This window comes from Rhizobium herbae (genome assembly GCF_017873135.1).
GTDB classification, from domain to species: Bacteria; Pseudomonadota; Alphaproteobacteria; order Rhizobiales; family Rhizobiaceae; genus Pararhizobium; species Pararhizobium herbae.
In genome coordinates, this window is record NZ_JAGGJV010000003.1 from 545,295 (window position 1) to 559,604 (window position 14,310).

The window sequence follows — 14,310 nt, forward strand, 5'->3', positions numbered from 1 at the left end:
CATCAGGCTCCTGCTTCGAAGCGGCGGATGGTATTCTCGGCTTCGCCTATTGCTTCCGGCGTTCCAACTGTCAGCCAGTGCCCCTCGAGAACAATGCCGAAAAGCCTGTTGTTCGCAATCGCCCGGTCGAAATAGATGTTGAGGTTGAAGGCATCCTCCGGCGCGTCGGCGAAAAGCCGGCTGTGCATGGCGATTGCGCCCGCATAGACGACAGGGTTTTCCATGCCATCCTTATAGCGCGAAAGCCGTCCTTGCGCATCGAGCGAGAAATCCAGCTTGCCGCTGTGGCCGGTGGTATTCTCGTTGCGCACGCAAAGCAGCGCCATGTCCATGGTTTGCGGGTCGAAGAAGGAGGCCAACCGCTCCAGATTGGACGGCGAACCCGGTTTTTCACCCACCCAGAAAAGATCGGCATTCATCACCAGAACCGGCCCCTCGGGGAGCAGTTTCAATCCCTTGGCGAGCCCCCCGCCGGAATTCATCAGTGCTGCCCGCTCATCGGAAATGACGATCCTTGGCCGGCTTCGCTTTGCCAGATGTGCTTCCATACTGTCGGCGAAATGATGGACGTTGACTGCTACCGTCTCCACGCCGGCGCCGTCCAGGAGATCCAGCACATAATCGATCATCGGCTTGTCCGCGATCGGCACAAGCGGCTTCGGCATGGTGTCGGTGATGGGCCGCAGGCGGGTGCCGAGCCCTGCGGCGAGCACCATGGCGTTCTTGATGGGCCTTGGGTTGATAGGCATCGGCAGCACTTGATCCAGTGAATCGTCAACCGGTGATTCGGTTTAGAGGATTCCAGCCTTTATGCACCAATCGCGCAAGGGCGCGAGCGCTTCGTGCTGAAGCGCCACTTCAAGATAGGAGAATGTCCGCGGCATGTGCTTCATGTAGAACGGCTTGCCGTCACGTTGCATCAGCCGGACCCAGATGCCGACGAGCTTGCAATTGCGCTGGGCGGACATCAGGTGCCAGTCCCGCCGGAACGTCGCTTCGTCGAAATCGCCGAGCGCGCGACGCTCCGAGCAGTAAAGCGCCACCATGTCGCGGCAAAAATCCGGCTCGATCGTGACGCGGGCATCCTGTGTGATCGATGCCACGTCATAGGCCGTTGGGCCGATCATCGCATCCTGGAAATCGATGATGCCGACGCGATCGAATCCGGCCTGTCCGCTGCGCCAGATGATGTTCGGCGAATGGAAATCGCGCAGCAGCAGCTTCGTTTCCGATGTGGCGAGCAGATCGATCAGATGATCCCAGACAGCAAAATAACCGGCACGCTCCGCGTCGGATGCTTTCTCGCCGCGTTTCCACGGCAGGTACCAGTCGATCAGCAGGCTGGTTTCGATCTTCATCGCGGTGCGATCGAAATCGGGGATGTGGTGTGTGACCGTTCCGGAAAGCGCGATGTCGCGCGTTACAGGCTGCGCATGCAGATGGGCAAGGACGCGAACACTCTGAAGATACCGTTCGGCAATCGGCTGTCCGTCAGTATCCAGAACGCCATCACTGCCGAGGTCTTCGATCAGGAGGATGCCGGCGTCGAGATCGCTTTCATAGACTTTCGGCGCGCAGAATCCCTTGTCCCGTATATCGCGGTCAATGGCGACGAAGGGAATGACGTCCTCGGCCAGATGGGCAAGCTGCTGGTAGTATTTTCCATCCTGAAGGATAGGTCCGGGCTTGTGGCGGGCCGAATCCATCAGGATGTGCGGTTGTTCTCCGGGCATCAGGATGCGCTCATAGGCGCGCGCCGAAGCATCGCCGCTGAGATGACGGCGCCTGGCCTGACCATACCCGCGCGCCCGCAGGAAATTTCGGATTGCAAGACTGCGCTCGATCCGCGCCAGAGCAGCCGCATCGCCCGAAATTGTCAGCTGGCGTCCGTCGTCAAGATGCGAAAAACTGGCCGTCAGCCGCGTCTTCGGCAGTGCCGCCAGGGCATTTTCCGGCCATTCCACCAGGCAGATGCCGTCCGACAGAGCCTCGTCGAAACCGAGTTCATCGAGTTCGGACACATCCGCCAGCCGGTAGAGATCGAAATGCGAGACGGGAATGCGCAGATCGTAGCTTTGCACCAGCGTGAAGGTGGGGCTCGGGACCTCCAGTGCCTCGTCGTCCGCCATGGCGCGCAGGAAGGCGCGGGCCAGTGTCGACTTTCCGGCACCGAGGTCGCCGGAAAGGGCGAGACAGTCGCCGGCCTTCAATGCCAGCGCCAGATCCTCGCCGAGCTCGATAGTGGCTGCCTCGTCCTTGAGGATGAGCTCGATTGCCTGCATTATTCGGCCGCTGCGATTCTCGGCAGGTCGCCGGAGGGGATGCGGCAGGTGACTTCCGTGCCTTCGCCTTCGCGGCTGCGGATCGACACGGTGCCGTGGTGAAGGCTGACGAAGCTTTCGACGATGGAGAGACCAAGGCCGGCGCCGCCGTGTTGGCCATGGCTTTCGAAACGGTTGAACACCGTATCGAGAATATCCTGCGGAATGCCGGCACCGTTGTCGGTAACGCTGAAGACGAAGTCGCTGGCGTCGCGGCGGCATTTCAGGCTGATCGTGCTGCCGTCCGGCGCAAAATTGGCGGCGTTGGTGAGCAGCTTGATGAGGATCTGCTTCAGTCGCTGGTGGTCGGCGACGAACAGCCCGAGCATGTCCGGCGTATCGATCTGCAGCGTCACGGCGCTTTCCTGCAGCCTGTCGGCCATTTGCAGGGCAACCTCGTCGAGAAAATCCGTCAGGTTGATTTCCGACAGGTCGAGCTCGACGATGCCGGCATCGACGGTGGCGAGATCGAGGATGTCGTTGACGATCGTCAGGAGCAGCGAGGACGAGGTCGAGATATGATCGACATATTCCGCCTGCCGTTCCGTCAGGGCGCCGAAGGCCGGCGTCTTCAGCAGATCGGCAAAGCCGATGATGTTGGTCAGCGGCGAGCGCAGCTCATAGGAGACGTGCTGGACGAAATCGTTCTTCAGATGGTCCGCCATTCTGAGTGCATCGTTCTTTTCCGTCAGCGCGCGTTCGACCCGTGCGCTGTCGGTGATGTTGACGAAGGTCAGCATGGTCTGGGCATTGGGCAGCGGAATGACCGCGAAATCGAGGATCAGTCCGGTCCGCAGTTCGAGAATGCCCTGGCAGGACGGGCGTTCGTCATCGAAGCTGGTGATGAGATGCGAGAACCGCTTCCAGCCGTCCGGCTGGTCGTAGGACGGCGCGCAGGCCTGCTCGATGGCGCGGATATGGGTACCGGGTTTGGCTTCCAGCTCGCTGACGCCCCAGAGCGCACGGAATGCCGGGTTGGACAGCTTGATACGGCCATCAGGCCCGAACACGGCCACGCCTTCCGACAGGTGGTCGATGGTCTCGCCCTGGACCTGGACCAGCGTGTTGTAGCGTGTTTCCAGATCGACCTTTTCCGTCAGGTTCTCGAATACCCAGGTGGCGCCGCCTTGCGGCCGGGCGGTCGCAAAGACACGCAGGGTCTGGCCATTCGGCAGGTGCCAGAGGTCGGATTGCGTCTCGATCGCCTGATAGACTGCAAGCGCCGAATCTTTCCACTGTTTCCAGTTCAACTGCTCCGGCAGCTTGCCGACGGCGCGCAGACGGTCGAGGATTTCGCCATTGCCCGGCTTACGCTCGAGAAAACCCATATCGAGATCCCACAGGCGCTGGAAAGCCTGGTTGTAGAACTGCAGCCGCTGGCTGCCGTCGAAGATGGCGACCGGCGTTGCCAGGTGATCGAGCGTTTCGGCATGGCTTTTCAGGGTGCGGTTCAGTTCCTCGCGGACCGCCTCGACGTCGGAGACGTTGATGGCCATGCCCGCAGATCCGCTCGCGCTCTTGGCGTCCACCACGTCGAAAAACGTCCGGTTGCCCCTGACGACGGTGGAGACCTTTTCGCGATAGGGCGAATCATATGTGCTGAGGGCGCGGATCTTTTCGCGGGCGACGGTCGCCAGAAGCTCCCGGCTCTCCTTCACCGCAGCGGCCGGGTTGGCTGCCTCCACGGCTTCGGTATAGGCCTCGTTCACCCAGAGGATGGTTCCGTCCGGCCCGCGTTGCCAGACGGGCAGATCGATCGCATCGAGCAGTGCGTGAAGGGTGGAAAGAGAGCCGTGCAGGCGGTCGCGCTCCATCTTCACCTCGGCGAGTTCGGCGCGCAGATTGTTGAGCGCGACGAAACGGACGAATGCGCGGCCGCCGGACACGCGGCCCTGGGCTTCGATGATTTCGTTGCGGCTGGTTTCGACGACGAGATCGAAGCTCTGGGCATGTGAGCGCAGCAGTTCGATGGCTTTTTCCAGCTCGGATGCCGATTGCGATTTGATCCAGCGTCCGAACGCGAGGAAGTCGCGGTCGTCCTGTGGCGCACCCGTCTCGGGCGGCAGCTGGCCCAGGAATTCCGGCTTGTTCGACTGGCCTTCCCAGACGACGATCCGGCGGTTCTTGTCGGCGATCAGCGCCTGAAACCGGGAAATCCGGTGATTGGCATCGGCCAGCGCTGTGTTCAGTTCCCTGTTGTCGGTCTCGATGTTGCCGCGTTGGCGGATCAGCCAGATGGCCGAGATCATCGCTGCCGAAATGACGCCGATCAAGACAGAGAAAGTCACGACTTCGGAGGATCGGAAGACGCTGCCCGTGGCAACGCTCTCGGCCGCCGCGAAAGCGGGTCCGGCGAAAGCCGCGAGCGCCGAACTTGCCATGAAGCGGCGCAGCAGAGACGGAATCCGGCCGCCGGCGCGTTTCGAGTGACCTGTTTCCATGGCGTGCTTCCCCGTTTGCACCACATACGATCGACATGCCGGGAACCCGAATCACGGACGATCATATGTGTATTCAACACCTTGAAGCGTGCCCCGACCTTATCAGTCGAGTACGGCGCAAGGTCTTTGGTCCGGTTGCAAATCGCCACGCAGCGCTAAATCGAAATCCCGCCAAAAGCAGGCCTCGTTCAATTCCGATTGCAGTCCGGCATGTCTTCGTCTGTTTGCCGCCTCAACGACAAGACATCCCAAATTCGCGACGCGTCTGTTCCGCATCTTCGTCACGAATCAATGTCCCAAAAACATACGCCTTCGGGGATTCGTCGGGAAGGGTGAGGCAAAAAAAGAGGCCGCGATCTCTTGTCAAGATCGCGGCCCCTATATGTTGTGGATTATCCGGGTAAGGATTAGTACCGGTAGTGTTCAGACTTGAACGGGCCCTGCGGCGTCACACCGATATAGCCGGCCTGTTCTTCCGAAAGTTCCGTCAGCTTGGCACCGAGCTTGGCGAGATGAAGGCGCGCGACCTTTTCGTCGAGGTGCTTCGGCAGGATGTGGACACCCTTGTCGTACTGCTCGCCTTTGGTGAACAGCTCGATCTGGGCCAGAACCTGGTTGGAGAACGAGGCGGACATGACGAAGGACGGGTGGCCGGTGGCGTTGCCGAGGTTGAGCAGGCGGCCTTCCGACAGAAGGATCATGCGATTGCCCTTCGGAAACTCGATGAGATCGACCTGCGGCTTGATGTTGGTCCATTTCAGGTTGCGCAGCGCTGCGACCTGAATCTCGTTGTCGAAGTGGCCGATATTGCCGACGATGGCCATGTCCTTCATCGCGCGCATGTGGTCCATGCGGATGACGTCCTTGTTGCCGGTCGTCGTGATGAAGATATCGGCGGAGGAAACCACGTCTTCGAGCTGGACGACTTCAAAACCGTCCATGGCGGCCTGCAGGGCGCAGATCGGATCGACTTCTGTGACCTTGACGCGGGCGCCGGCGCCGGACAGCGAAGCGGCAGAACCCTTGCCGACGTCGCCGTAGCCGCAGACGACGGCAACCTTGCCGGCCATCATCACGTCGGTGCCGCGGCGGATGCCGTCGACCAGCGATTCCTTGCAGCCGTACTTGTTGTCGAACTTCGATTTGGTAACTGAATCGTTAACGTTGATCGCCGGGAACGGCAAAAGGCCCTTGGCATGCAGCTGGTAGAGACGGTTGACGCCGGTTGTGGTTTCTTCCGTCACGCCCTTGATGGCGTCGCGCTGTCTGGTGAACCAGCCCGGCGAAGCGGCGAGGCGCTTCTTGATCTGGGCGACGAGGATTTCTTCTTCCTCGGATTCAGGCTTCGACAGGACGTCCTCGCCGGCTTCGGCGCGGGCGCCGAGCAGGATGTACATCGTGGCGTCGCCGCCGTCATCGAGGATCATGTTGGAGACGCCGCCATCGGCCCACTGGAAGATCTGGTCGGTGTAGGTCCAGTATTCCTCAAGCGTCTCGCCCTTGACGGCGAAGACCGGAACACCGGTGGCAGCGATGGCTGCCGCGGCGTGGTCCTGCGTCGAGAAGATGTTGCAGGATGCCCAGCGCACGTCGGCACCGAGAGCAACCAGCGTCTCGATCAGCACGGCCGTCTGGATGGTCATGTGCAGCGAGCCGGTGATGCGCGCGCCCTTCAGCGGCTTCGTGGTGCCGAATTCCTCGCGGCAGGCGATCAGGCCCGGCATTTCCGTCTCGGCGATGGTGATTTCCTTGCGGCCGAAATCGGCAAGGCCGATATCCGCAACCAGATAGTCGTTTTTCGTGCTCATGAAAGTCTCCGGGCTGGTGCCGTGCACCGAGACCTGACGTTTTCGCCAGGCCGGGCAGGGCGCACTGAAATTCGCGCTTCCTGCGGATAGCAGGAAGTTTGTCCCTCAATTATCAGGAAACGCGAAAGGGAGCAACAGGACATAAAGAAGTCTTTATGTCTTTATGTCCCATCTTGAAGGCAGGTTCAGATTTCTTCGCCGAACTTGTCGGCCACCAGTGCATCGAGTGCATCGAGTGCATCGAGCGCCTGTCGGCCGCTGGCGGTGACGGAGATCGAACAGCCGGTGCTGGCGGCCAGCATCATCAGACCCATGATCGAGGTGCCGCCGACGGTCATCCCGTCCTTGGAGACGTGGATCTCGGCATCGTAGCCTTCGACCGTCTGGACGAACTTCGCGGATGCGCGGGCATGCAGCCCCCGCTTGTTGATAATCAGCAATTCGCGGGACAGCGTCATTGCCGACGACTCGCTATTTGCCACTGAGGACACGGCTTGCGACATTGATGTATTTCCTGCCTGCTTCGGATGCTTCGACGAGTGCCTTGTCCATATCGCTTTCGCCGCGGACGCCGGCCAGTTTGATCAGCATGGGAAGATTCACACCGGCAATGACTTCGACCGTGCCGCTCTGCATCACCGAGATCGCCAGATTGGAGGGCGTGCCGCCGAACATGTCCGTCAGGATGATGACGCCATTGCCTTCGTCGGCCGAAAGGACCGCTTCGAGAATGTCCTGCCGGCGCTGATCCATGTCATCTTCCGGACCGATGCAGACAGTCTCGATTGACTTTTGCGGACCAACGACATGCTCAAGCGCATGACGAAACTCTTCAGCCAGCTTGCCGTGTGTGACAAGCACAAGTCCGATCATGGTGTCTTCGCTCCAACTGCATCTGCAAATCTTAGGATGGTCAGATATCGCAACGCAGCAATTTCGTCCACCTTTGGGGCGTGCATCTTGGCAAGGAAAAGGCGAAGTGCAAGTTAAAAATCCGGAAATGCTGCCTTAAAAGGCATCATTGTCCTTGAAAATTGGCATTCTGAGGTAAAATAAGCCGCAAAATTTCAAAGGAATTCAAGCCCTCTGCCAAGGGAAGACGTAGCAATGGCAAAAAATCACCCGATGGAAGCAGAAAAGTCTCGTTTTCCGGCGGCATGCGGGGTTCAAATGGTGGTTTGACCGGCAGAATAGCGAAGTCCAGCACGGCAGCAGGGATTGTTTTGAGCTGAACGATGCCCGCCCCGCGGATCTCTGCAAGTCCTGCGATCGAGGCCGGCCGGCGGGCGATGATCTTGCCATTTTGCACAGAGATCAGCACCTGGTCGTCCGCCACCAGAGCGGCAAACAGCCCGATGTTCCTTGCCGCCGCCAGGCAGGCGAGCGCCAGCGTGGTCTTGCCCGCACCCGATGGACCGATGAGCAGGAAGCCGCGGGTTCCAAGCACCACGGCGGTTGCATGAACATTGGCCGCCTGGCGCGTCACGAATGGTTCTCGATCGGAAGCGAGAGGATGAAGCGGGCGCCGGTGATCTTGCCGGCCGCGTTCAACATATTCTCCGCCTTCAGCGAGCCGCCGTGCGCCTCGGCGATCTGGCGGGAGATGGACAGGCCGAGACCCGAATTCTGGCCGAAATCCTCCGCCTCCGGCCGGTCGGTGTAGAAGCGCTCGAAGATGCGGTCGATATCTTCGGCCTGGATGCCGGGGCCGTTGTCCTCGATATAAATGATGCAGCGGCTGCGCGTCCGGGTCAGGCGCAGGATGATACGCCCGCCTTCGTCCGGAACGAACGAACGGGCATTCTCGATCAGGTTGGTGATGATCTGGCCGATGCGCAGTTCGTAGCCGCCGACATCGAAGCGCGCCTTCGGATTGTCCTTTCGCTCGACGACGAAGCTCAGTTGGACCACTTTCTTGCCGCTGCGGATCTGGCGGGAGATATCGACGAGGTCGCCGAGCAGTTTTTCCAGGTCGACGGCCTTGGCGTCGCTGCGAGCAAGCTCGGCGTCGAGGCGGGAAGCATCGGAGATATCGCTGATCAACCGGTCGAGGCGGCGCACGTCGTGCTGGATGACGTCCATCAGCCGCTTCTTGGAATCGTCGGTACGGGCAAGCGGCAGCGTTTCGACGGCGCTGCGCAGCGAGGTCAACGGGTTCTTCAACTCATGGCTGACATCGGCGGCAAAGTTCTCGATGGCGGCGATGCGGTCATAAAGCGCCGTGGTCATTTCACGCAGCGCGACGGACAGGTTGCCGATCTCGTCCTGGCGCGACGAGAAATCCGGAATTTCCTCGCGCTCCTTGGCGCCACCGCGCCGCACACGGATAGCCGCTGCCGACAGGCGCCGCAGCGGATTGGCGATCGTGCTGGACAGCAGCAGCGACAGAATGACGTTGACCAGCGCCGCGACACCGAAGACGCGAATAATCGCCAGCCGCTCGGCATGGACGATCTTGTCGATGTCACCGGCCTGCGTCGATAGCAGCAGCACGCCGAGTACGGCGCGAAACCGCTGGACGGGGACAGCTACCGAGACGATCAGCTCGCCGTTCTCGGTGACGCGCACCACGGCGCCGCGAACGCCGGTCAGTGCGTTCATGACTTCCGGGTAGATCGAGCCGTTGCCACCGGGCGGTTCCTTGTAAAGGGGTAGGTTGCCCGGCTGCAGGATGCGGTTGAACCATGAATTCAGCCGATCGGACCATGTCACTGTTTCAGGTTCGATCGGGGGCAGGTCGAAGCGCAGAACCTGGCCACCGGTATAAAGATGCCGGGAGTCGAGCAACAGGTCGGCATCGGCATCGAACAGGCGGGCTCGGGTGCGGGTCGGCGAGATCAGCCGCCTCAAGACCGGTGCCACGCGTTCCTGATTGATCGGGAATTCAAGATCCTCGTCGCTCGGCAGCGGCGTGATGCTCTGCCCGGCCTGCAGTTCCAGCAGCTTTTCCGGATCGATGGTGATCGAGTTGGTATCGACGGAGGCGGAAGCCGCGATCGCGCCGGCAATGATCTCGCCTTGCGTCAGAAGGCTCTCCACGCGCGCATCGATCAGCCCCTCGCGGAACTGGTTGAGATACATGATACCGCCAACCAGGACGACGAGTGCGACAAGATTGAAGAACAGGATGCGGCGCGTCAGGCTGGAAAAGACGGCGTTGCCGAAAATGCGGCGAATCAACGTGAAGGGATGCGCCCACGTCCGGCCGGAAGCGGCCTTCGTGTCGCTGTCATCCATATCGATGTTTCGCAAGACTTCGACCAAGCCTTCAACCCCGCTTTCGCGGCCCCTGCATGTCAATGGCAGACTTGACTGCCGTTCAATGGCAGATCCGGCTGCCGTCCGCCCGAAGGCAAAAAAGGAGAAGACTGCGCTTTCGCGACCCGCTTCGGCGCGGAGCCGTATCATACAGCTCCATCGCTGGCCACGCCAGTCCGGCGCGCCCAGTGGCTTCCGCGTGCCGGGTCGCTATGCAATCCGGCTTCAGGCCGATTCGCGGAAACGGTAGCCGACGCCGTAGAGTGTCTCGATCATGTCGAAGTCGTTGTCGACCATCTTGAACTTCTTGCGCAACCGTTTGATGTGGCTGTCGATGGTGCGGTCGTCGACATAGACCTGCTCGTCATAGGCGGCGTCCATCAGTGAATCGCGGCTCTTCACCACGCCGGGGCGCTGCGCCAGCGAATGCAGGATGAGGAATTCCGTCACCGTCAGGGTTACAGGTTCGTTCTTCCACATGCAGGTGTGGCGCTCCTGGTCCATCGACAGCTGGCCGCGCTCAAGCGATCGCGCCTGGATGTCGGCGGCTGTCTTCGGCGAGCCGGCTGTGTTTGCGGCGGCAGCGGCTTCGCGGTTGGCCGAGCGTCGCAGGATCGCCTTGACGCGCTCAACCAGCAGTCGCTGCGAGAAGGGCTTGGTAATGAAATCGTCGGCGCCCATCTTCAGGCCAAACAGTTCGTCGATCTCCTCATCCTTGGAGGTGAGGAAAATCACCGGGATATCGGACTTCTGGCGCAGGCGGCGCAAAAGCTCCATGCCGTCCATGCGCGGCATCTTGATGTCGAAGATCGCCAGTTGCGGCGGCCGTGCAATCAGGCCGTCGAGGGCCGAGGCACCGTCGGTATAGGTCTCGACCTTGTAACCCTCTGCCTCCAGCGCAATCGACACCGAGGTGAGGATATTCCGGTCGTCATCGACAAGTGCAATCGTCTGCATCGTATAGGGCTCCACCATTCGCTGCGCCTCCGAGGCCAACCCGATTGTCCGGGCTCGTGCTGCGGTATGACGCGTTTCTTGAGTATAAAGGTGGAACAAATTGTGGCGAAGTAAAAAGCAAAAGCAATGAGGATCGCGCAAAGAGGAGTGTGTGAGCGGAAAAACGTCAGCCGAAAAGGCTCGATTCAACCGATTAAAAAAGCGATATTTTCTTTTAAATCGATTAATATACTGAAATCATTATCTTTTTTAAGTCAGCAATCTTGTCTTTTTGCCTTCATCCTTTTATGGTCGCTAAAATTCAACGTCTCTCGGCAAACCACGGAGGAAGCTGGACCATGACGGAACTCGGCATTCGCAACCCATCCCTTGGGCTGGAATCAATCGGTTTCACCAACCTGGACATGGTTCGGTACAACTTTGGCACCGCTGAACTCTATGAGGAAATCCTGCGCCGGAGCGAGGCGCAGCTAACTGCCCACGGGGCTGTGCGGGCACTGACAGGCCAGCACACCGGCCGTTCTCCCAAGGATAAATTTGTCGTTCGCGATGAAAATACGGCGGGCGAAATCTGGTGGGACAACAACAATGCAATGTCGCCGGAGCATTTCGCGGTGCTGCATCAGGACATGCTCGATCATGCAGAGGGCAAGTCGCTGTATGTGCAGGATCTGATCGGTGGCGCGGATACGGAAAATGCCCTGCCGACGCGCGTCATCACCGAATTCGCCTGGCATTCGCTGTTCATCCGCAATCTCCTGATCCGTCCGGAAAAGGCGGCACTCGCCTCCTTCGTGCCGAAGCTGACGATCATCGACCTGCCGGACTTCAAGGGTAATCCTGCCCGGCATGGTTGCCGTACGGAAACCGTGATTGCCTGCAACTTCACCCAGGGCATCATCCTGATCGGCGGCACGTCCTATGCCGGCGAGATGAAGAAGGCCGTCTTCACGATGCTCAACTACCTGCTGCCCGCCAGGCGCGTGATGCCGATGCATTGCTCCGCAAATGTCGGTCCGGATGGCGACGCGGCCGTGTTCTTCGGTCTTTCGGGCACCGGCAAGACAACGCTGTCGGCGGATCCGAAGCGCACGCTGATCGGCGACGACGAACATGGCTGGGGCGAGGACGGCATTTTCAATTTCGAAGGCGGCTGCTATGCCAAGACCATCCGCCTGTCGGCGGAAGCCGAGCCGGAAATCTTTGCGACCACTCGCCGCTTCGGCACTGTGCTCGAAAACGTCGTACTCGATGAAAACCGGCTGCCGGATTTCAACGACGGCTCGCTGACGGAAAACACCCGTTGCGCCTATCCGCTGGACTTCATTCCGAATGCCAGCAAGAGCGGAACGGCAGGACATCCCGGCACGATCATCATGCTGACGGCCGATGCCTTCGGCGTCATGCCGCCGATCGCCCGTCTGACACCCGATCAGGCCATGTACCACTTCCTGTCCGGCTACACGGCCAAGGTTGCGGGCACCGAAAAGGGGGTAACCGAGCCGGAAGCGACCTTCTCGACCTGCTTCGGCGCACCCTTCATGCCGCGCCATCCGTCGGAATACGGCAATCTCCTCAAGGCGCTGATCGCCGAGCATGGCGTCAATTGCTGGCTGGTGAATACCGGCTGGACCGGCGGCGCTTACGGTACCGGAAGCCGCATGCCTATCAAAGCAACGCGGGCGCTTCTGGCTGCGGCCCTTGATGGTTCTCTTGCTTCAGCCGACTTCCGGACGGACAGCAACTTCGGCTTCGCGGTGCCGGTCGCAGTGCCCGGCGTTGACAGCAGCATCCTCGATCCGCGCTCGACCTGGAGCGACGGCGCTGCCTATGACGCGCAGGCCCGCAAGCTGGTCGATATGTTCGTCGGCAACTTCGCCAAGTTCGAAAGCCATGTCGACGGCAGCGTGCGCGACGCGGCTCCCGGCGTAAGGCTTGCTGCGGAATAAGCAGCCTCCAGCATAGATTGCAGGCTATGATTCACGTGAAACCCGGCTCGAAAGTGCCGGGTTTTTACGTTTGCGATCGGTTCCCGCGTTTTCAAGCAAGCCGTCCTGTGAGATAGAGCGGTGGAAGGAAAACACGTCATGGCCAGCGATCCGCTTTACATCAACGACCGCATCGTCATCGCCGGCTGGGAGCTGACGGAGCAATTCGTGCTGGCCGGCGGCCCGGGTGGGCAGAACGTCAACAAGGTCTCGACGGCTGTTCAGCTGTTTTACGGCATCCAGGCTTCGCCGGCGCTGCCAGAGCGGGTGCGTGACAACGCCATCAAGCTCGCCGGCCGCAAGGTCTCCAAGGATGGCGTGCTGATGATCGAAGCCAGCCGCTTCCGCAGCCAGGAACGCAACCGCGAGGATGCCCGCGAACGGCTGAAGGAACTGATCCTGAAGGCGGCCGAACCGCCGCCGCCGCCGCGCCGGAAGACCAAGCCGACGAAGGGCTCGATCGAGCGGCGATTGAAGGAAAAGACCGGACGGGGCGAAGTGAAGAAGATGCGTGGGCGCCCGCAAAACGATTGAGGCCTGCAATTTTCACGCAGGCCTTGTTTTTTCTCGGTCACTGCACTCTGTTAGGGTCGGAGAAACTGGCAAAAGGAGTGATGCGCCATGGGTCTGTTCAGCTTTATCAAGAATGCCGGCAAGAAACTTGGCATTGGTGGCGATGACGACGCGCCGGATGTCGAAGCGGTCAAGAAGGAACTGGCATCCCACGATCTCGGCACCGACAAGGTGGATGTCGTGGTCGAGGGCGACAAGGTCGTGCTTACCGGCGTCGTCAAAGATCAGTCGGCCTTCGAAAAGGCCGTGGTCGCCGTCGGCAACACGCTGGGCATTTCGAAGGTGGAAGCCTCGGAACTGAAAGTCGCCGAAACCGCGACGGCAACCCCGGCCCCGGCAAAGGCGCCCGTCTTCTATACGGTGAAGAAAGGCGACAATCTCTGGAAGATCGCTGAATCGCAGTATGGCAAGGGCAAGGGTGCGAAGAACACTGTCATCTTCGAGGCCAACAAGCCGATGCTGACGCATCCGGACAAGATTTATCCCGGCCAGGTTCTGCGCATTCCGGATCAGGGCTGATCATGAAACGGCTCAGCGCAGGTCTGTTGGTTTTCCTTGCCGTCATGATGGCGTCTTTCAACGGGCCTGCGCTGGCCCAGGCGTTTCGCGAACCCGCCAAGGGTTCGGCGGAACGTGCGGCGATCCTCGATACCCTGCGCCCCGCCGTCGAGGCGGAAATGCGTGGCCCCGTCGAGTTCGTGGTGACGATCATCCGTGCCTCGCCCAACTGGGCCTTCGTCCAGGTCGAGCCGCAACGCCCTGGCGGCGGGCTGATCGACCCGGAAGAAACGGGCTTTGCCGGTGAATCCGACATGATGGACGGACTGACGGTCTATGGCCTGATGAGCTTCCAGTCCGGCCGCTGGAACCTGATCGATCACATGGTCGGGCCCACCGATGTCGGTTACGCCGTCTGGCAGCAGCGCTACGGCGTCCCTCCGGCAATCCTCGGACTGGAATAACG

The 14,310-nt window shown here is 60.4% G+C and carries 13 protein-coding genes; 4 read left to right on the forward strand and 9 right to left on the reverse strand.

From position 1 onward, the window contains the following. Positions 1-2: 2 nt before the first annotated feature. The 9 genes from J2Z75_RS11340 to J2Z75_RS11380 all read right to left on the reverse strand — a co-directional run bounded on the left by J2Z75_RS11340 (position 3) and on the right by J2Z75_RS11380 (position 10,785). Entirely contained in the window at positions 3-749 is a 747-nt protein-coding gene (locus J2Z75_RS11340; protein WP_209852043.1) for a nucleotidyltransferase family protein, read from the reverse strand. 42 nt (positions 750-791) lie between these two features. Further along, entirely contained in the window at positions 792-2,282 is a 1,491-nt protein-coding gene (gene tsaE / locus J2Z75_RS11345) for a tRNA (adenosine(37)-N6)-threonylcarbamoyltransferase complex ATPase subunit type 1 TsaE (RefSeq protein WP_209852045.1), read from the reverse strand. Then, entirely contained in the window at positions 2,282-4,762 is a 2,481-nt protein-coding gene (locus tag J2Z75_RS11350; RefSeq protein ID WP_209852048.1) for a PAS domain-containing sensor histidine kinase, read from the reverse strand. Before J2Z75_RS11350 ends, tsaE begins: the two co-directional genes overlap by 1 nt. Positions 4,763-5,169: 407 nt before the next feature. Beyond that, the gene (gene ahcY, locus J2Z75_RS11355; RefSeq protein ID WP_209852051.1) at positions 5,170-6,570 is read right to left on the reverse strand and encodes an adenosylhomocysteinase; all 1,401 of its coding nucleotides are present in this window, start codon (positions 6,568-6,570) and stop codon (positions 5,170-5,172) included. A gap of 185 nt (positions 6,571-6,755) precedes the next feature. Next, positions 6,756-7,028, reverse strand: coding sequence for an HPr family phosphocarrier protein (locus J2Z75_RS11360; RefSeq protein WP_209852054.1), 273 nt, complete (start codon positions 7,026-7,028; stop codon positions 6,756-6,758). 13 nt (positions 7,029-7,041) lie between these two features. After that, complete coding sequence (locus tag J2Z75_RS11365) at positions 7,042-7,443, reverse strand: PTS sugar transporter subunit IIA (RefSeq protein ID WP_018327133.1); 402 nt, start codon at positions 7,441-7,443, stop codon at positions 7,042-7,044. Positions 7,444-7,588: 145 nt separating this feature from the next. Then, a complete protein-coding gene (locus tag J2Z75_RS11370) occupies positions 7,589-8,056 on the reverse strand; it encodes an HPr kinase/phosphorylase (protein WP_209852057.1) in 468 nt (155 codons plus the stop codon). Continuing rightward, positions 8,053-9,807 (reverse strand): sensor histidine kinase, encoded by a 1,755-nt coding sequence (locus tag J2Z75_RS11375; RefSeq protein ID WP_234937281.1) that lies wholly within the window; start codon positions 9,805-9,807, stop codon positions 8,053-8,055. Before J2Z75_RS11375 ends, J2Z75_RS11370 begins: the two co-directional genes overlap by 4 nt. A gap of 246 nt (positions 9,808-10,053) precedes the next feature. Beyond that, positions 10,054-10,785: a response regulator transcription factor gene (locus J2Z75_RS11380; protein ID WP_209852255.1), complete on the reverse strand. Its 732-nt coding sequence runs from the start codon at positions 10,783-10,785 to the stop codon at positions 10,054-10,056. Positions 10,786-11,123: 338 nt separating this feature from the next. Here J2Z75_RS11380 and J2Z75_RS11385 point away from each other — a divergent pair, with 338 nt between their 5' ends. The 4 genes from J2Z75_RS11385 (at position 11,124) to J2Z75_RS11400 (ending at position 14,308) form a co-directional block, all read left to right on the forward strand. Then, positions 11,124-12,734 (forward strand): phosphoenolpyruvate carboxykinase, encoded by a 1,611-nt coding sequence (locus J2Z75_RS11385; RefSeq protein ID WP_209852061.1) that lies wholly within the window; start codon positions 11,124-11,126, stop codon positions 12,732-12,734. 138 nt (positions 12,735-12,872) lie between these two features. Next, complete coding sequence (gene arfB / locus J2Z75_RS11390) at positions 12,873-13,307, forward strand: alternative ribosome rescue aminoacyl-tRNA hydrolase ArfB (RefSeq protein WP_209852064.1); 435 nt, start codon at positions 12,873-12,875, stop codon at positions 13,305-13,307. Positions 13,308-13,394: 87 nt separating this feature from the next. Continuing rightward, complete coding sequence (gene lysM, locus J2Z75_RS11395) at positions 13,395-13,865, forward strand: peptidoglycan-binding protein LysM (protein ID WP_209852067.1); 471 nt, start codon at positions 13,395-13,397, stop codon at positions 13,863-13,865. A 2-nt stretch (positions 13,866-13,867) separates the two neighbouring features. Continuing rightward, positions 13,868-14,308: a hypothetical protein gene (locus tag J2Z75_RS11400; RefSeq protein WP_234937282.1), complete on the forward strand. Its 441-nt coding sequence runs from the start codon at positions 13,868-13,870 to the stop codon at positions 14,306-14,308. Positions 14,309-14,310: the final 2 nt, after the last annotated feature.